Genomic DNA, 18,360 nt, shown 5'->3' with positions numbered 1-18,360 from the left:
GCGGCACACTCAATCACCACCAACAGATGAACGCAATATCTCGCGCAGATTTCGCAAGACATTGGCAGTGAGCCGCCGGACAGGTCGGGCAGAGAACGCAAAACAGGGCTCCGAAACGTCGTCAAGACGTTACGGAGCCCTGTGCTCGAGCGGTGGAGTGAGGGGTGGAGCCGGCCGGAGCCCTACGCGGGACGGCGGCGCGGGACCTGTCCCGTGGAGCCGCGCACCACGAGTTCGGGCTCGAAGAGCAGCTCACCTGGTTGCACGGCGGCGCCCTGGATCTGCGCCGTGAGCAGTTCCACGGCGGCCCGGCCCATGGCCTCGATCGGCTGCCGGACGGTGGTCAGCGGGGGCTCGGTGCAGTTCATGAACGCCGAGTCGTCGTAGCCGACGACGGAGACCTCGCCGGGGACGTCCAGCCCCCGCCGGCGGGCCGCCCGGATGGCCCCGAGGGCCAGCGGGTCGCTCGCGCAGATGATGCCGGTCACCCCGCGATCCAGTAGCCGGGAGGTGGCCGCATGGCCCCCTTCCAGCGAGAACAGCGCCCGCTCCACGTGCTCGGCGGGCAAGTCGGTGCCGGCCGCGGCGGCGACCGCCTGGGCGGCCACGAGCTTGCGCAGGGAGGGGATGTGGTCGGGCGGGCCCAGCACCAGGCCGATGCGTTCGTGACCCAGGGAGGCCAGGTGGCGCCAGGCCTGCTCGACCGCGACGGCGTCGTCGCAGGACACGCACGGGAAGCCGAGGTCCTCTATCGAGGCGTTGATGAGCACCACCGGGACCTTGCGGTCGTGCAGCAGCCGGTAGTGCTCGTGCGGGGCGTCGGCCTGCGCGAAGAGCCCGCCCGCGAAGACCACGCCGGACACCTGTTGCTGGAGCAGGAGCTCGACGTAGTCGGCCTCGGACACCCCGCCGGTGGTCTGCGTGCAGAGCACCGGGGTCAGCCCCTGCTGGGCCAGCGCACCACCGATGACCTCGGCGAAGGCCGGGAAGATGGGGTTCTGGAGCTCGGGCAGGACCAGGCCGACCAGCCGGGCGCGCTCGCCGCGCAGCTGGGTGGGGCGCTCGTAGCCGAGGACGTCGAGGGCTGTGAGCACGGACTGGCGGGTCGCCTCCGAGACGCCCGGCTTGCCGTTGAGCACCCGGCTGACCGTTGCCTCGCTGACCCCCACCTTCTTCGCCACTTGAGCAAGTCGTCGCGTCATGAGCGCAAGAGTAGCGCAAACAATGCAAGTTCCTTGCAGTTGGATTACAGCCAGTTTGGCCCATCGGAATCCGGCGTGGAACCCCCTGGGCCCCACCCGCGGGAATCAGCCACATCCGCTGAAGGCCGCGCCGCCGCACGGCGGCCCCAGGGGCTGGCCCAGCGGGCCGCGATCGACTCCGAGCGCGCGAAGTGGGCGGCGGCCTCGGACTCGCGTCCCAGCAGGACGGCCAGTTCGCCCAGGGTGTACGCCACCGGCCGCATCGCCACGGTGAACCCGGACGAGGGCGGCGGGGCGGCGGCGTAGGGCAGCAGGGCCTCGTAGAGCTCCCGCGCGCCACGCTTCTCGCCGAGGGCCACCAAGGTCATCGCGCGGAAGGTCCCCAGGACCTCCCGTCAGCAGCTCACGGGCCTCCCCCAGCAGCCGCTCGAAGCGCCAGGCGTCCACCGCGTCCTCGGGCAGCCGCAGCGCGTAGCCCGGGGGCGCGCTCACGAGCAGCCGGGCGGCGGTGCGCGGAGCCCGGCCCGGTTCGAGGAGCCTGCGCAGGTTGGACACGTACGCCTGGAGCGAGGCCAGCGCCCGGGCGGGCGCCGCCCCCGGCGATCGCCTTCGTGCCGCTCGGCGACGCGGTGATCGTGCTGAACAGCGGAGGGGCCGCCGCCACCGCCCTCGGGGTCCACGGTTCGACGGCCGCGGCCGTCCTGCTCACCGCCGTCCTGCTGCTTCGCGAACGTCCCGCCACCGCGTGAACACGCCGGCCCGCAAGCACCCGCCCCCGCATCCCCGACCCGATACCCAGGACCCTGCTGGACGTGCAGGAGCTCCACGACACGTACTTCGCCTCCAGCGAGCCGTGGACCGCGGCCCGCACGTGAAGCGGCGGGGCGCCCCCGAGGGGTGCCCCGCCGCTCCACCGGTCCGCTGCCCGCCTACGGCAGCTGGTTGATCTTGAACGTCGAGGTCGTGTTGCGCACGTCCACGGCGTTGTCGCTCGTCTTCAGGTTCTGGATGGTGACCTCACCCACCGCCGGGCCCTGTCCCGCCTCGGGCATCTCGTTCGCCCAGAGACCGAAGCCGGACTTGGCGTCGAAGGCGTCGCCGCTCTTCTTGGCCCCGGTGATGGTGATGTCCTTCAGGATGGTGTCCTTGATGGGATTGACCGGCTGACCGCCGACGTACTGCGTCTGGAACATGATTCCGCTGTACGTCGGATCGATGATGTCGACGTTGTTGATCCGGATCCCCTGGAACACCTTGGAAGCGGAGAAGATCCAGATTCCGGGGAAGGTCTGCGAGCCCCAGAAGTGGCCTCCGGACCGGACGATCGAGATGTTCTCGAAGGTCGTCGGGTCGGTCCCGAATCCGTTCATCGGATACCCGAAGTCCAGCGAGCTGATGGTGATGCCCGAGTAGACGAGGGTGTCGGCGATGTAGACGTTGCGGAAGGTGTTGTTGAAGCCGCCGTAGACGGCGACACCGGCCGCGCGCCAGGTCAGGATCGTGGTCAGGTTCTCGTAGACGTTGTTCTTCATGTCCGCGCCGCCCGCGTCGATCGCGGAGAACAGCGCGAAGCTGTCGTCACCCGTGGAGCGCGCCTCGTTGTTGGAGACGAGGTTGTCCGTGCTGCCGTTGGTCATGTTGATGCCGTCGGCGAAGGTGTCGCGGATCCGCGAGTTCTTGATGGTGATCCGGTCGGTGTTGGCGCCCCAGTACAGGCACACCGTGTGCTCGTTCCAGACGTTGTCGATGGTCATGTCGGTGACGTTGGAGAAGTCGAAGACCTTGCCGGGACCGTCGATGCGCGAGGTGTAGTTGCCGAAGTAGGCGAAGCCGGAGAAGGAGGATCCCTTCGCGGTGCCCTCCGCGCGCCAGCCGTTGTCGGTGTTGTCCTGCGAGGACGGGGCGTGGAAGCGGGTGAACCACGGTCCGGCGCCGACGACCTGGACGGCCTTGCCGTACACCTGGAACTTGCTCGCCGTGTCGTAGTCGCCCGGCGGCAGGTAGACGCCCACGAGCTTGCCCGTGGTGTCCATGCGGACCTTGTCGAGGGCGTTCTGCACGTCCTGGTGGGTGAATCCGGCGGGCACGGTGTACGTCGCCGGGTCGGGGTTGGGGACGACGGTGGCCTGCTCCAGGCTCACGAAGTCGATGGCGTAGGTGGTGGTGTTGGCCGTGTCCTTCTGGAGGCGGATCTTGCTGCCCGCCGGGACGGTCTCGCCGAGGAGGATGTTGGCCTCGTCGTAGATGTGGCGCGGGGCGCCCGCGGTCGGGGAGTTGCCCGGACCGGCCTCGGCCCCGTAGAGCCAGGAGTACTTCGAGGTCAGCGGCAGGGCCTTCTTCAGGACGCCGTTGACGTAGACGTCGATGGTGGAGTCGATGCCGCCTCCGCCCGGGGCGTCCGGGATGGAGAAGCGGGTGACCAGGGTGTTGGTGGCGGCGCGGGTGGTGAACTCCACGTACTCGCCGGTCGCGTCCAGGCTGACGGCCTTGCGGCCCGAGGCCTCGCCGGCGATGTCGCCGATGGTGCGGTTGGGTCCGACGACACTGGCACCGCCGCCGACCACGCCGTCCTCCGCCTCGTAGGTGTCGAAGGGCATGTTCGCCCCGCGGCCGACGAAGAAGGGCTTGGTGGAGGTGTTGTTGCCGCGCTTGACCGGCAGTTCGTTGGCGTCGTCGGCGAGGACCGTCCTGACGGTGTACTTGCCGTTGGCCGCGGTCCAGTTGCCGAGCGCGATCGGGGCCGAGGAGGCACCGGCCGCGAGGGCGCCGCTGAAGGAGCCCGTCAGGGTACGGACGGTGGCGCCGGCCGCGTCCTGCAGGGTGAGGGTGACGTTGTGGGTGCCCGCGGCGGCTGCCACGGTGCCCTGGTTCTGGACGGTGGCGGAGAAGCCCACCGACTGTCCGGCGGAGGGGGCGCCCGGCGACCAGTTGACGGCCGAGGCCACCAGGTCCGAGCTGTCGACCGGCTTGACCACCAGCGGGGAGCCGGTGAAGGAGTTGTTGGTGTCGTTCTGCTCGACGACGGTGTTGGCCTCGTCGACGATCGCGCTCAGCGGGTACGAACCGGCGTCGCGCGGGCCGATCCCGGCGGTGACGGTGGCCGTGGCGCCGGCGGCCAGCGCGGGCACGTCGGCGGTGGCGATCTTCGAGCCGCCCAGCTGGAAGGAGACGGCGGTCGCGCCGGCCGGGGCCGGTCCGGTGTTCTTGACGGTGGCGGACAGGGTGACGGAGTCCGACTCCACGGGGGCCGCCGGGGTGGCGCTCAGCGCAGTGATCTGGAGGTCCGGGTTGGGCGCCGGGACGCCGATGACCTGGAATTCCGCGATCTGGCCGTTGGAGGCGCCGGTGTTGGAGGTGAAGCGCAGCTGCACGTCCGCGACCCGGGCGCTGACCGGAATGGTGACGGTGTTGGACCCGGCGGCCGGATTGAAGACGTAGTCCTTGGCGGCGACCAGGCCGGTGACGCCCGAGGCGCTCTGCTCGCGGCCGAGGACCTGGATGTTCTGGGTGCGCGTGCCCCAGCTGCTGTCCGGGTTGAGCTTGAGGACCAGGCGGTCCAGGTCTGCGTTGGCGCCGAGCTTGACCGTCAGGGTGCTCGGGTAGGCGCCGGCCGCGCCCTCCCAGTAGGTGGAGGTGCTGTTGTCGTTGGCGTTCTCCGCGACGAAGGTGTTGATCACGGAGGAGCCTTCGACGGCCTTGCCGACGGCCAGGTTGGAACCGCCGCCTCCGCTGCCGTTGCGGGTCACGGAGTTGCTGTCGCCGGAGCGGTTGCCCGCCGCGTCCTTGGCTCGGACGAAGTAGCTCACGGTGGCGGTGGCCGACTGGGTGTCGGTGTACGTGGTGAGGTTGCCCGCAACCGTGGTGAGCAGCGTGTTGTTGGCGAAGACCTCGTAGCCGGTGACGCCGACGTTGTCGGTGGAGGCCTGCCAGGCCAGCTTGATCTGGCCGGAGGCCGGCTCGGTGAAGGTCAGGGATCCCGGGGTGGTCGGGGCCTGGGTGTCACCGGTGTCCCCGGCGCGGGTGACGCTGTTGCTGTTGGCCGACTGGTTGCCGGCCGCGTCCTTGGCGCGGACGTAGTACGTCACGCTCGCGGAGGCCGGCTGGGTGTCGGTGTAGCCGGTGACGTCGCCGGCGACGCTGGTGCGCAGCTGGTTGTTGGCGTAGACGTCGTAGCCGGTGACACCGGTGTTGTCGGTGGCGGCGTTCCAGGTGAGCTTGATCTGGCCGGTGGCGGGCTCGGTGTAGGCGAGCCCTGTCGGGGCGCTCGGCGCCTGGGTGTCACCGGTGGTCGGGCCGTAGATCTCCAGCTCGGAGAGCTGTCCGCCGGGCTGTACGGAGTTGAGCGATATCCATACGCGCACGTAGCGGGTGGTGGTGGCGTCGAAGGTGATGGTCATGGCGTTGCCGCCCGCGGCGTTGAAGTCGTACGCCTTCGAGGCGGTCAGGTCGGTGTAGTCCGTGCCGTTGGCGCTGCCCTGGATCTTGAGCGTCTGGCTGCGGGCACCCCAGTTCTCGGGCAGCTTCAGGACCACGCGGTCCACGCGGACGGAGGAGCCGAGGTCTGCCTGGATCCACTGGGGCATCGCGTTGTTGACGCTCTCCCAGTAGCTGGCCGTGTTTCCGTCGTTGGCGTTGCCCGGGACGTAAGCCTGGGTGTTGCTGCTCGCGGTGAGCGTCCTGCCGAGCGCCAGGTTGGTGCCGGATTCGCCGGGGGCGTGGACTTCGAGCTCGGAGAGCTGGGCGGCCTGCCAGCCGGTGTTGGCCGTGATGTTGATCCGGACGAACCGGGTCTGGGTGGCGGGGAAGCCGATGGTGACCACGTTCCCGCTGCCCTGGCCGAAGGTGTACGTGGCCGAGCCGACCAGGGTGCTGTAGCTGGTGCCGTCCGCGCTGCCCTGGACGGACAGGGTCTGGTTGCGGCTCTCCCAGGCGGCGGGGAGCTTGAGCACCACCTGGTCCACCCGTGTGGTGGCTCCGAGGTCGGTCTGCACCCACTGCGGGAACGTGCTTCCGGCGCTCTCCCAGTACGAGGACTGGTTGCCGTCGGTGACGTTGGCGGCGGCGTAGCCGCCGTTGGTACTGCTCGCCGTGGCGGGGCGGCCCGCCGAGATGCTCGGTCCGCCGGCGGCCACGGCGGAGAGAGCGGGCCAGCCCAGCATCAACAGGGCCGTGCTGATCAGGGCGGCCAGGGTCCGCCATCTCCAGTTGTGCCTTCTCATATGTCCTCGTCCCTCGACATGAACTTTCTGAACCATGGGAGATAGGAATTTGCGATGTTCGGTGCGAGAGTTGCAGAGCTTTGCCGAGTCGTCTACCGCTCTGACAGCACTTTTATGTCGTCATCGCTTGCGCAAGCTGGGCGCAAATAGCGCAAGCCATTTGCGTGCAGGATGGAAATTCCACTTACGCCCGAACCGCCCTACCGTTCCTACTCATGCGGTTCCTCCACATGAGCGCTCGGCGCCTCGGGCTGCCCAGACGGGCCGTCTCCCAGATCCTGCTGACCCAGCTGGCCATCGCCGCCGGGGTCCTCGCCCTGGCCACCGGCCTGTTCCTGGCCCCGCTGAGCGCGCAGCTCGACGACCAGGCCATGCGCCGTGCCCTGGCCATCGCCCAGAGCGCGGCGGCGGACCCCTCGCTCGCCGCCGACCTCCTCGACTCGGGCCCCTCGCCGGACGGCCCGGTCCAGGCCTCGGCCGAACGGATCCGCAGCGCCACGGGCGCCGAGTACGTGGTCGTCATCGACCTGAACGGGATCCGCCGCTCGCACCCGAGCCCCGACCGGATCGGGCATCCCGTCTCCACCGACCCCGGCGACGCCCTGGCCGGCCGCGAGGTCATGGAGATCGACGAGGGCACCCTGGGCCGCTCCGCGCGCGGCAAGGTGCCGCTGCTCGCCGCCGACGGCGAGATCGTCGGAGCCGTCTCCGTCGGCATCGACTACTCGGGCGTCCGCGACCGCCTGCTCGGCGCGGTCCCGGGGCTGCTCGCCTACGCGGGCGGCGCCCTGGCAGCGGGCGCGCTCGCCGCCTACCTGCTCTCCCGCCGGATCCAGCGGCAGACCCGCGACCTGGCCTTCTCCGATATCGCGGGCCTGCTCGCCGAGCGCGAGGCCATGCTGCACTCCATCCGCGAAGGGGTGGTCGCCCTCGACCGGGACGGCCGGGTCCGGCTCGTCAACGACGAGGCCGCCCGGCTGCTGGGCCTCACCCCCGACTTCGCCGCGACCGTCGCGGGACGCGCGCTGGACGAGGTACTCGGCGCGGGCCGCACCACCGACGTCCTGGCGGGCCGCGTCACCGGCCGCGACCTGCTCACGGTGCAAGGCCCCCGGGTGCTCGTCGCCAACCGGATGCCCACCGAGGACGGCGGAGCCGTGGCCACCCTGCGCGACCGCACGGAGCTGGAGAACCTCGGCCGCGAGCTCGACTCCACCAGGGGCCTGATCGACGCCCTGCGCGCGCAGGACCACGAACACGCCAACCGCCTCCACACCGTCCTCGGCCTGCTCGAACTGGGCCTGAACGAGGAAGCCGTGGAATTCGTGACGGAGGTCGTCGGCGTGCACCGCAGCACGGCCGAGCAGGTCACCGAGAAGGTCCACGACCCGCTGCTCGCCGCCCTGCTGGTCGGCAAGACCACCGTCGCGGCCGAACGCGGCGTCCCCCTGCGCCTGGCCGACTCCGCCCTGCTGCCCGACCGCCTGGTCGACCCGGGAGGGCTGGTCACCATCGTCGGCAACCTGGTCGACAACGCCCTCGACGCGGCGGTGGGCTCACCGGCGCCGCTGGTCGAGGTCGACATCCGCGCGCAGGGCCGCACGGCGGTCCTGCGGGTCCGCGACAGCGGCCCCGGCGTCCCGGTGGCGCGCCGCGAGGAGATCTTCACCGAGGGCTGGTCGACCAAGCAGCCCCGGGCCCACCGCGAGCGCGGGCTCGGTCTCGCGCTGGTGCGGCGCCTGGCGGAACGGCAGGGCGGCACGGTCCGGGCCGGCGAGGCAGCGGACGGAGGGGCGGAATTCTCCGTCGTACTCCCGGAGGCCCTGCGATGAACGGGTCCGCGATGAACGGGGCTGCGGTCATCTCCGTATTGGTCGTCGACGACGACATGCGGGTTGCCCGGATCAACGCGGCGTACGTGGCCAAGGTTCCCGGCTTCCGCGTGTCGGCCCAGGCCCACTCGGCGGCCGAGGCGCTCGCCCTCCTCGACACCCACCCGGTGGACCTGATCCTGCTGGACCACTACCTACCCGACGAGAACGGCCTCGACCTGGTCCGGCGGCTGCGCGAACGCGGCCACCACGCCGACGTGATCATGGTGACGGCCGCCCGCGACCTGGCCACCGTCCAGGCCGCGATGCGCCTCGGCGCCCTCCAGTACCTGGTCAAACCGTTCACGTTCGCGGGCCTGCGCACCCGCCTGGAGGCCTACGGAGCCCTGCGCCGCACCCTGGCCACGGGCGGCGAGGCCGAACAGGCCGAGGTCGACCGGATCTTCGGCGCCCTCGCCGCGGCCGGCGGCCCGGGCGACCTGCCCAAGGGCCACTCCCCCACCACAGCCGACCTGGTCCGCCAGGTCCTGCGCACCGCCGACGGCCCGCTCTCCACCCAGCAGATCGCCGACCGCGCGGGCATCAGCCGCCAGACCGCCCAGCGCTACCTCAAGCTCCTCGACCGCACGGGCCGCGTCACCCTGGCCCTGCGCTACGGCGAAACGGGCCGCCCGGAGCACCGCTACGCCTGGCGCCCGACGGACCCCGGCGGCGCGCACTGACCCGCCGTCACACCGCTCCGGCTCCCGTCAGCGACCTGACCTCGGTCTCCGCGTGGCGCCGCTCGTCCGCCTCCTCCGTGGAGGTCACCGTGCCCAGCCAGCCCGCCAGGAAGCCCAGCGGGATGGACACGATGCCCGGATTCTGGAGCGGGAAGTACTGGAAGTCGACGCCGGGGAACAGGGATTCCGGGCTGCCGGAGACCACCGGGGACAGCACCACCAGCAGCACCGCCGGGACGAGACCCCCGTACACCGACCAGACGGCGCCCCGCGTGGTGAAGTCGCGCCAGAACAGCGAGTACAGCAGCACCGGCAGGTTCGCCGAGGCCGCCACCGCGAAGGCCAGCCCCACCAGGAAGGCCACGTTCAGGTCCTGCACGAGCAGTCCCAGCGCGATCGCCACCGCCCCGATCCCGACGGCCGCGGCCCTGGCCACCGCCACCTCGCTGCGCTGCCGGGCGTGGCGCCGCTTCAGCGAGGCGTACAGGTCGTGCGCGACCGAGGCCGACGAGGCCAGGGTGATCCCCGCGACCACCGCCAGGATGGTGGCGAAGGCGATGGCCGCCACGAAGGCGAACAGCACCGCGCCCCCGGTGGACTCGGCGCCGCCTCCCAGGAAGGCCGCGAGCAGGGGAACCGCGGTGTTTCCCGAAGCGTTGGAGGACTTGACCTGCTCCGGCCCGAGCAGCGCCGCCGCCCCGAAGCCCAGCACGATGGTCATCAGGTAGAAACCGCCGATCAGCGCGATCGCCCACACCACCGAGCGGCGGGCCGCCCGCGCCGTGGGCACCGTGTAGAAGCGCGAAAGGATGTGCGGGAGCCCGGCCGTGCCGAGGACCAGCGCGAGTCCGAGGCTCATGAAGTCGACGCGGGCCGTCCAGTCCCCGCCGTACTTCAGCCCGGGGCCGAGGAACCGGGCCCCGTGCCCGCTGCGCTCGGCGGCGGTGCTGAGCAGCTGGTCGAAGTTCCCGTGGAAGCGCAGCAGCACCATCACCGTCAGGGTGATCGCCCCGCCCATGAGGAGCACGGCCTTGACGATCTGGATCCAGGTGGTGGCCCGCATGCCGCCGAAGGACACGTAGATCACCATGAGCGCGCCGACCCCGATCACGGTCAGCGTCCGCGCGGCCCGGCCCGAATCGGCGAGCAGCAGGCCCACCAGGCTGCCCGCGCCGACCATCTGCGCGACGAGGTACAGCACCGAGACCACGACCGACGAGGTCCCGGCGGCGATCCGTACCGGCCGCTCGCTCATCCGGGCGGCGACCACGTCGGCGAGGGTGAAGCGGCCGCAGTTGCGGACGAGTTCGGCGACGAGGAACAGCACGACCAGCCAGGCGACGAGGAAGCCCACGGAGTACATCAGGCCGTCGTAGCCGAAGAGCGCGATCAGGCCGGAGATGCCGAGGAAGGAGGCGGCGGACATGTAGTCGCCCGCGATGGCGAAACCGTTCTCCATGGGGGAGAACAACCGCCCGCCCGCATAGAACTCCTCCGCGGAGCCGTGCCGGTTGCGGCTGACCCACGTGGTGATCCCGAGGGTGACGGCGATGAAGACGCTGAACAGGATCAGCGCCAGTGTCTGGTGTTCGCTGGTCACCGGCCCGCCCCCCGGGTCCGGGTGCGTTCCTTGGCGTCCGTCCGGCGGACCTGCTCCCGCTCGAAGACCGTCCAGCGCAGGTCCAGGGCCGCGCGGTCGCGCCGCAGCCGGGCGTGCCGGGCGTAGGCCCAGGTGAGCAGGAAGGTGCTGAGGAACTGGCCGAGGCCCGCCAGCAGGGCCACGTTGACGGAGCCGACCACGGGCCGGGCCATCATGCCGGGCGCCGCGGTGGCCGCGATCACGTAGGCGACGTACCAGAGGAAGAAGCCGGCGGTCGCGGGGACGACGAACCTCCGGTAGCGGCCGCGAACCTCCTGGAAGGCGGCGCTGCGCTGCACTTCGAGGTAGATGTCGGACGCGCCGGGCGTCTGCGCGCCACCGGCGGCGGACCGCGGCGGTGACGTTTCCGCACCCTGACCGGCTTCCCCGCCGACACCTTCGCCTACGTCGGCACCCGCGCCCTCGCCCCACCCGACGGCCAGCGCGTCGTACCAGGGGTCGTCCAGCCGGATCGTTCCGGCATCACGACCTTCGTGCTTGTCCACCGAACTCTCCTTGTCCGCTGCCGCATTGGCCGCGTGCCCACAAGGATGTGCGGGAGGGAAGGTTTCCGGACTGGTGTCCCGGTGCTCTTCACTCCATCAGGTGATGGAGTGAAGAGCACCGGTGTGCCAGTGCGCCGGTGGTGCTCGCTGCCGTCAGGCGTCGATCCGCGAGCGGTCCAGGGTGGCGGCGGAGCTGGTGATGAACTCCTTGCGCGGGGCCACCTCATTGCCCATGAGCAGGTCGAAGACCGACTCGGCCGAGTCCAGGTCGCCGATGTTGATCCGGCGCAGGGTACGGAACCGGGGGTCCATCGTGGTCTCCGCGAGCTGGTCGGCATCCATCTCGCCGAGGCCCTTGTAGCGCTGGATCGAGTCCTTGTACCGGATGTTCTTGCGCTGGTACTCCAGCAGGGTCTGGCGCAGCTCGTTGTCCGAGTACGTGTAGACGTACTTGTCCTGGCCCTTCTTCGGCTGGACGAGCTCGATCCGGTGCAGCGGGGGCACGGCGGCGAAGACCCGGCCCGCCTCCACCATCGGGCGCATGTAGCGCTGGAAGAGCGTGAGCAGCAGGCAGCGGATGTGCGCGCCGTCCACATCGGCGTCCACGAGCAGGACGATCTTCCCGTAGCGGGCGGCGTCGATGTCGAAGGTCCGGCCCGAGCCGGCTCCTATGACCTGGATGATCGCCCCGCACTCGGCGTTCTTGAGCATGTCCGAGACGGAGGACTTCTGAACGTTGAGGATCTTGCCCCGGATGGGCAGCAGGGCCTGGAATTCCGAGTTCCGCGCCAGCTTGGCGGTGCCGAGCGCGGAGTCCCCCTCGACGATGAAGAGCTCGCTGCGCTCCACGTCGTCACTGCGGCAGTCGGCCAGCTTGGCGGGCAGCGAGGAGGTCTCCAGCGCCGTCTTGCGTCGCTGCGCCTCCTTGTGCTGACGGGCGGCGATCCGGGTCCGGGCGGCCGCGACGATCTTCTCCATCACGGCGCGGGCCTGCTGCTTGTCGTCCCGCTTGGTGGAGGTCAGGAAGGCCTTGAGCTCCTTGGCGACCACGGCCGCGACGATCCGGGTGGCCGCCGAGGTGCCGAGCACCTCCTTGGTCTGACCCTCGAACTGCGGCTCGGCGAGACGGACGGTGACCACCGCCGTCATGCCCTCCAGCGCGTCGTCCTTGACCACGTCGTCCTCGGCGACGCGCAGGAGCTTCGCCGAGCGCAGCACCTCGTTCACGGTCTTGGTGACCGACCGCTCGAAGCCCGAGATGTGGGTGCCGCCCTTGGGGGTGGCGATGATGTTCACGAACGACTTGACGTTCGTCTCGTACCCCGTGCCCCAGCGCAGCGCGATGTCCACGCCGAGCTCGCGGGTGACCTCGGTGGGGGTCATGTGACCCCGCTCGTCGAGGACCGGGACGGTCTCCTTGAAGGTTCCCGTGCCGGACAGGCGCTGCACGTCGCAGGCCGCCTTGTCCTGGGCGAGGTACTCGCAGAACTCGCTGATGCCCCCGTCGAAGCGGAAGGTCTCCTCGGTCTTGCCGGCCCCTTCCAGGGCGCGCTCGTCGCGCACCACGATGGTCAGGCCCGGGACGAGGAAGGCGGTCTGGCGGGCGCGCTGGTAGAGCGTGTCCAGCGTGAGCTTGGCGTCCTTGAGGAAGATCTGCCGGTCGGCCCAGTACCGGATGCGGGTGCCGGTCCTGCCCTTGGTGACCCGCTTGCCCTTGCGCAGCCCGTTGTCGGGGTCGAAGGGGCTGTCGGGGCCCTGCTCCGTGAACATCCCCGGGACGCCGCGGCGGAAGCTGATGGCATGCGTGGCGCCGTTGCGGTCGACCTCGACGTCCAGGCGGGCGGAGAGGGCGTTGACGACGGACGCGCCGACGCCGTGCAGGCCGCCGGAGGCCGCGTAGGACCCGCCGCCGAACTTTCCGCCGGCGTGCAGCTTGGTCATGACGACCTCGACGCCGGAGAGGCCGGTCTTGGGCTCGATGTCCACGGGGATGCCGCGGCCGTTGTCCCGGACCTCCACGGAGGAGTCCTCGTGGAGGATCACCTCGATGTGGTCGCAGTAGCCGCCCAGGGCCTCATCGACGGAGTTGTCGATGATCTCCCACAGGCAGTGCATGAGGCCACGGCTGTCGGTGGACCCGATGTACATGCCGGGGCGCTTGCGGACGGCCTCCAGTCCTTCGAGGACGAGCAGGTGCCGCGCGGTGTAGTTGGAGCCGTCCCGGTCTGCTCCGGTCAGCAGTGCGCTGGAAGGCACGGACGTGTCGGCGGTCACGCAGTTCGCTCCTCGCTGAATTTCTTTTCTGGCCCGGTGGGGCGCAGTGGTGGCTCGGCTGCCGCTGGAAGGGTACCGAGGCCTGGTAGAGCCGATGCAACGCCACCCCAGCCTCTTCGTCAGCCTAGTGCAGATCCGCACGGGTGTTCGATCGCCCGTGGGAGTGAAGCAAACATCACGTTCCCTTCCACGCATGAACCATTTAGTGTTCGGGCACGTCCTCATGAACAACCGGCACTCAGCCGGAGAGGGCAGAACTGCGACAAGCGAACGACCTGACAACGCGAAACCGTAAAGCAACGCAATACGGCTCCTTCGCCGCCAACCGGCAACGGCCGGCCAGCTTCGGAAGGAAGTTTCGAGGAAAAGCCGCGAGCGGGAACGTTTTCGGCCTGGTTGGATGTTGACCCTGGTACGACAGCTCGTCGAGCTAGAGAAGAGGCGACGTGACTACTGTTCTGACACCCGCGACCCCGCTGACGGCCGCTGACCGATGCGACCGTTGTGGCGCCCAGGCATATCTGCGCGTCGTCCTGCTGAGCGGCGGTGAACTGCTCTTCTGCGCCCACCACGGGCGCAAGTTCGAGCCGGAACTCAAGAAGATCGCCGCGGAAATACAGGATGAGACCGAGCGGCTCACGTCCGCTCCGGCGGCGAATGCAGCCGACCCCGAGGACCGCTGACACAAGGCCTATACCTCGCATCCGACGAGCCAGGACCGGCCATGCGCCGGTCAACGGGCGGGACCTCTGAGACCCAGGGGTGCCGCCCGTTCTCATACCCGCGACCGGGCCCCGTTCCCGGGTATGGACCCACGGCAGGACCGGGCCCGGCACGAGGCCGGACCCGGCATCGGGGCCGTGCTCAGTGCCTCGGCGCCGGCCGGTCCCCGGCCAGAAGGCCCCTTCCGGGGCCCTGGGCGGGCCGTACGCCCGTTCCGAGCGCTCCGCGGGCATCTGGGTGGGTCCACTTGCGCCGGCCCGTCTCCGGGCCGTCGGGGAAGTCGGCCACGAAGCCGATCAGCGGTGCGATCCGCGTGTACACGCCCGGGCTGTCGGCCCGGCCGCAGCCGCGCCCCCAGGACACCAGCCCGATGAGCCGTCCCTGGGCCACCAGCGGACCGCCACTGTCCCCCTGGCAGGCGTCCTTGCCGCCCTCGCGGTCCCCCGCGCACACCATCGAGTCGGCCCGGTACTGCCCGTCGGCATCGCCCGGGTACGCCCGCACGCAGACCTCGTCCGCCAGCACCGTCACCCTGGCGGCCCGCAACCCGTACGCGTAGTCACCGAATCCGCTCGTGTCGCCCCAGCCGTAGACGGCCGCCTCGGTCCCCGCGGCGTACGCTGGATGCCCCAGGTCCGCCATGGGCAGCACGTGCTGCGCCGGCACGGCTTCGCCCAGCTCCAGTACGGCCAGGTCGCCCGCGTTGCTGCCGGGATCGTAGCCGGGGTTCACCCGGGCGGAACGCACCGCGATCTCCCGGCCCTCCTCGGCGCGCAGCTCCGTACGCCCGGTGATCACCCGGAAGTCCGGGACGGACTCGACCGGGCCGCCCAGCACCTGACGCCCCAGGCAGTGCGCCGCGGTCAGCACCTTGGTCGGGGCGACCAGGACGCCCCCGCAGAACTGCCCGCCCCGCGTACCCCCGAACCGGTCACGGCTCGCGAGGGCCACGACCCACGGGGCATCGGCCACCTTCACCGGCTTCCCGCCGATCACCACGCTGTCCGCCGCGGCTCGCGGCGCCTGGCTCAGCGGGGCCGCCGCCGCTCCCGCCACCAAGGTCAGCGCTCCCGCCAGGACACGGGCAAAGGGACGACGCATGAGGCCTCCTGACTCCGAGTGTGCATGACTCCACCCAGAGTGGGACGCCCGGTGGCCGTGCGCACCCGCGCGGCCACCGGCGAAGGTCCTCGGCGAGGCTCAGTCCAGGTAGTCGCGCAGCACCTGGGAGCGGGAGGGGTGACGGAGCTTGGACATGGTCTTCGACTCGATCTGGCGGATGCGCTCACGGGTGACCCCGTAGACCTTGCCGATCTCGTCGAGCGTCTTGGGCTGGCCGTCGGTGAGGCCGAAGCGCATCGAGACCACGCCGGCCTCGCGCTCGCTCAGCGTGTCGAGCACCGAGTGCAGCTGTTCCTGCAGAAGCGTGAAGCTCACGGCGTCTGCCGGGACGACCGCCTCGGAGTCCTCGATGAGGTCGCCGAACTCGCTGTCGCCGTCCTCACCCAGCGGGGTGTGGAGGGAGATCGGCTCGCGGCCGTACTTCTGGACCTCGATGACCTTCTCGGGGGTCATGTCGAGTTCCTTGGCCAGCTCCTCCGGGGTGGGCTCGCGGCCCAGGTCCTGGAGCATCTGGCGCTGGACGCGGGCCAGCTTGTTGATGACCTCGACCATGTGCACCGGGATGCGGATGGTGCGGGCCTGGTCGGCCATGGCGCGGGTGATCGCCTGGCGGATCCACCAGGTGGCGTACGTGGAGAACTTGTAGCCCTTGGTGTAGTCGAACTTCTCGACCGCACGGATCAGGCCCAGGTTCCCCTCCTGGATCAGGTCCAGGAAGAGCATGCCGCGGCCGGTGTAGCGCTTGGCCAGCGAGACCACGAGGCGGAGGTTGGCCTCCAGCAGGTGGTTCTTGGCGCGGCGGCCGTCCTCGGCGATGATCTCCAGCTCGCGCTTGAGCTTGGGCGCCAGCTTGTCGGAGTTGGCCAGCTTGTCCTCGGCGAAGAGTCCGGCCTCGATGCGCTTGGCGAGCTCGACCTCCTGCTCCGCGTTGAGGAGCGGGACCTTGCCGATCTGCTTGAGGTAGTCCTTGACGGGGTCGGCGGTGGCTCCGGCCACGGCGACCTGCTGGGCGGGGGCGTCGTCCTCGTCGTCCGAGATGACGAAGCCCTTGCTCTCGCCGCCGTCCTCTTCCTCCTCGGACTCGGCCTTGGCCGCTCCCGCGCCCTCTTCCGTGGCCTCGTCGTCGCCCGCCTCGTCGGCGTCCTTCTTGCCGGCGGTCTTCTTCGCCGCCGTCTTCTTCGCGGCGGTCTTCTTGGCGGGCGCGGCCTTCTTGGCCGCGGCCGTCTTCTTAGCCGCGGTCTTCTTGGCGGCGGGTTCGGTCGCTGTCTCCTGCGCGAGGGCGTCGGCGGTCTCCGGGGCCGCCACCTCGGCCTCCGGGGCCGTCGCGGCGACAGCCGGCGCGGCCGCCGTCTTCGCCGCGACCGTCTTGGTGGCCGTCCGCTTGGCGGGGCTCTTCGCTGCGACGCTCTTGCGGGTGGTGCGCTTGGGCGACTCCGCGGCACTGACCATCAGCGTCACACCCTCTTCCTCGAGGATCTGGTTGAGGCTGCGCAGAACATTCTTCCACTGGGTCGCAGGAATCTGGTCAGCCTCGAAGGCCCGACGCACGTCATCGCCGGCGATCTGCCCCTCGGCCTTGCCCCGCTCGATGAGCGCCATCACAGACTCGGAATCGGCGATCTCCGGCGGGAGCGTACGGGATGTGCTGGCCGACACGAACAACCTCTCGGAACGATGGAAACGGCTTCCGACCCCGGCCTGGTGGTGCTGGACCGGAGCCGACGACCACCGACTGGGGATGGGCCGGCGGCGCGGGCAGGGGCCGGGGAGCTGCACAGCACCCCCAAGGGCTGCTGTCTTCCCTCCGTCGGCCATCACCTCTTAGGTCATCGCGTGACCTCGCGGAGCGTTACGCCCAATCTTCGTGGCCCGAGTCACACCCCGTTTGATGCCATGCCGTTCATACGGTCATAAATGTGGGTCCGGTGTGTCCGAACACGCCCCGTTTCGGGGGTCGGAGGACCACCCGGGAGCGGCGCCGCGAGGACTCCGGGTCGACCGGACCGCCGTCCGGGCCGCCGTCCGGGCCGCCGTCCGGGCCGCTCACCGGCCGAGGGCCGGGCCGCCCGACGGGCCGCCGGGGCCCTGACGCCGATGCCGCCGGGCCCTCCCCCGGGGCCCGGCGGCACGTCGGCAGCTCTCCCGTCATCCCCACACCCCCGCACACCTGGGCCCGTGGGCCCGTCAGTGCTCGCGCGGGGCGGGGACCACTCGCTCGACCTCCGGATGCACCGTCAAAAGCTGGCGCATCGCGTTCTCCGCGCCCAGCGCGTCGCCGGCGGCGATGGCCTCGACCATGCGGGCGTGGTGCGCGACGCAGGTCTCGCTGGGGCGGTCGCAGGCGGTGACGGGGCTGCCGGAAACCTGGAGGGCGGAGGAGACGATGCCGGAGAGGTGCTCCAGCATGCGGTTGCCGGCGACCTGGATGAGAAGCGCGTGGAACTCGTTGTCGGCACGCGCGAAGGTGATCGAGTCGCCCTGCCCGAGGGCGTGTCCCATGATCTCGACCATGTCGACGAGACGCTGCTGGATGTCCTGACGGCCGTGGCCGGCGGCGAGGCGGGCGGCGAGCGGCTCGATGGTCCAGCGGAGCTCGTTGAGCTCGCGGCGCTGGTCGTCGCGCTGCGGGCCGAAGGCACGCCACTCGATGATGTCGGGGTCGAGCAGGTTCCAGTCGGCGACCGGGCGGACCCGGGTGCCGACGTTGGGGCGGGCACTGACGAGGCCCTTGGCCTCCAGGACCCGCAGCGATTCACGGACGACCGTACGGGAGACCTCGAAACGCTGGCCGATCTCCTCGGGGACCAGCGGACGGTCCGCGCCGAGGTCGCCGGAAACGATCATCTGGCCGAGCTGCTGGACGAGTTGGCCGTGGAGTCCGCGGCCGCGGCTGCCTGCCGCGCGCCGGCCGACGCGGCTCAACTCGATGTCGGATCCGTCCCAGTGGGGCACTCCGACACGGTCGGCCCCGGGGGCCTCCGCGAAGGGGTAGCGGTCGAGTTCGCCCGAGCCGGCGAGGCCGGAGTCGGCGTGGCGGGCGGCGGTCATCATGGTGTGCGCAAGGGTACTCACGAATCCTTTGTCGGCCTCGTCTCCGCCGCCCTTGAGGTCTTTGCTGAAA

Annotated in this window: 13 protein-coding genes; 4 read left to right on the top strand and 9 right to left on the bottom strand. The window is 70.5% G+C overall.

What is annotated here, in order from left to right:
* Positions 1 to 182 precede the first annotated feature (182 nt).
* On the bottom strand, positions 183 to 1,202 hold the full coding sequence (locus tag AC3IYJ_RS30150) for a LacI family DNA-binding transcriptional regulator (RefSeq protein ID WP_489397667.1): 1,020 nt from the start codon (positions 1,200 to 1,202) through the stop codon (positions 183 to 185).
* Positions 1,203 to 1,246: 44 nt separating this feature from the next.
* On the bottom strand, positions 1,247 to 1,570 hold the full coding sequence (locus tag AC3IYJ_RS30145; RefSeq protein WP_489397666.1) for a hypothetical protein: 324 nt from the start codon (positions 1,568 to 1,570) through the stop codon (positions 1,247 to 1,249).
* A 243-nt stretch (positions 1,571 to 1,813) separates the two neighbouring features.
* On the opposite strand from AC3IYJ_RS30145, the gene AC3IYJ_RS30140 reads away from it, so the two are divergent.
* Positions 1,814 to 1,951 carry a hypothetical protein gene (locus AC3IYJ_RS30140; RefSeq protein ID WP_489397665.1) on the top strand — a complete coding sequence of 46 codons (138 nt, stop codon included), beginning with the start codon at positions 1,814 to 1,816 and terminating at the stop codon, positions 1,949 to 1,951.
* 180 nt (positions 1,952 to 2,131) lie between these two features.
* Here AC3IYJ_RS30140 and AC3IYJ_RS30135 read toward each other — a convergent pair whose 3' ends face one another.
* Positions 2,132 to 6,421, bottom strand: a complete 4,290-nt coding sequence (locus tag AC3IYJ_RS30135; protein WP_489397664.1) for a discoidin domain-containing protein — start codon at positions 6,419 to 6,421, stop codon at positions 2,132 to 2,134.
* Positions 6,422 to 6,651: 230 nt separating this feature from the next.
* Between AC3IYJ_RS30135 and AC3IYJ_RS30130 the strand changes: the two genes are divergently transcribed.
* Together AC3IYJ_RS30130 and AC3IYJ_RS30125 are read left to right on the top strand one after the other, a co-directional pair.
* Positions 6,652 to 8,253 (top strand): sensor histidine kinase, encoded by a 1,602-nt coding sequence (locus tag AC3IYJ_RS30130; protein ID WP_489397663.1) that lies wholly within the window; start codon positions 6,652 to 6,654, stop codon positions 8,251 to 8,253.
* A complete protein-coding gene (locus AC3IYJ_RS30125) occupies positions 8,250 to 8,975 on the top strand; it encodes a DUF7342 family protein (RefSeq protein ID WP_489397662.1) in 726 nt (241 codons plus the stop codon). Before AC3IYJ_RS30130 ends, AC3IYJ_RS30125 begins: the two co-directional genes overlap by 4 nt.
* A 7-nt stretch (positions 8,976 to 8,982) precedes the next feature.
* Here the strand turns inward: AC3IYJ_RS30125 and AC3IYJ_RS30120 are convergent, their stop codons facing one another.
* The 3 genes from AC3IYJ_RS30120 to AC3IYJ_RS30110 form a co-directional block, all read right to left on the bottom strand.
* A complete protein-coding gene (locus AC3IYJ_RS30120) occupies positions 8,983 to 10,575 on the bottom strand; it encodes a solute symporter family protein (protein ID WP_489397661.1) in 1,593 nt (530 codons plus the stop codon).
* A complete protein-coding gene (locus tag AC3IYJ_RS30115; RefSeq protein ID WP_489397660.1) occupies positions 10,572 to 11,120 on the bottom strand; it encodes a DUF485 domain-containing protein in 549 nt (182 codons plus the stop codon). Before AC3IYJ_RS30115 ends, AC3IYJ_RS30120 begins: the two co-directional genes overlap by 4 nt.
* 153 nt (positions 11,121 to 11,273) lie before the next feature.
* Positions 11,274 to 13,394, bottom strand: coding sequence for a DNA gyrase/topoisomerase IV subunit B (locus AC3IYJ_RS30110; RefSeq protein WP_489397659.1), 2,121 nt, complete (start codon positions 13,392 to 13,394; stop codon positions 11,274 to 11,276).
* 446 nt (positions 13,395 to 13,840) lie between these two features.
* Between AC3IYJ_RS30110 and AC3IYJ_RS30105 the strand changes: the two genes are divergently transcribed.
* Entirely contained in the window at positions 13,841 to 14,077 is a 237-nt protein-coding gene (locus AC3IYJ_RS30105; RefSeq protein ID WP_330298965.1) for a DUF7455 domain-containing protein, read from the top strand.
* Between the two features lie 181 nt (positions 14,078 to 14,258).
* On the opposite strand, the gene AC3IYJ_RS30100 is transcribed toward AC3IYJ_RS30105, so the two are convergent.
* The 3 genes from AC3IYJ_RS30100 to AC3IYJ_RS30090 form a co-directional block, all read right to left on the bottom strand.
* Positions 14,259 to 15,218 (bottom strand): S1 family peptidase, encoded by a 960-nt coding sequence (locus tag AC3IYJ_RS30100; protein ID WP_489397658.1) that lies wholly within the window; start codon positions 15,216 to 15,218, stop codon positions 14,259 to 14,261.
* 99 nt (positions 15,219 to 15,317) lie between these two features.
* On the bottom strand, positions 15,318 to 16,895 hold the full coding sequence (locus AC3IYJ_RS30095) for an RNA polymerase sigma factor (protein WP_489397657.1): 1,578 nt from the start codon (positions 16,893 to 16,895) through the stop codon (positions 15,318 to 15,320).
* Positions 16,896 to 17,423: 528 nt separating this feature from the next.
* The gene (locus AC3IYJ_RS30090) at positions 17,424 to 18,290 is read right to left on the bottom strand and encodes a FadR/GntR family transcriptional regulator (RefSeq protein WP_489402970.1); all 867 of its coding nucleotides are present in this window, start codon (positions 18,288 to 18,290) and stop codon (positions 17,424 to 17,426) included.
* Positions 18,291 to 18,360: the final 70 nt, after the last annotated feature.

Source organism: Streptomyces sp. GL_140, from assembly GCF_057834465.1.
The sequence above is the reverse complement of the archived record's forward strand: the minus strand, read 5'-3'. Positions and strand labels throughout refer to the sequence as shown.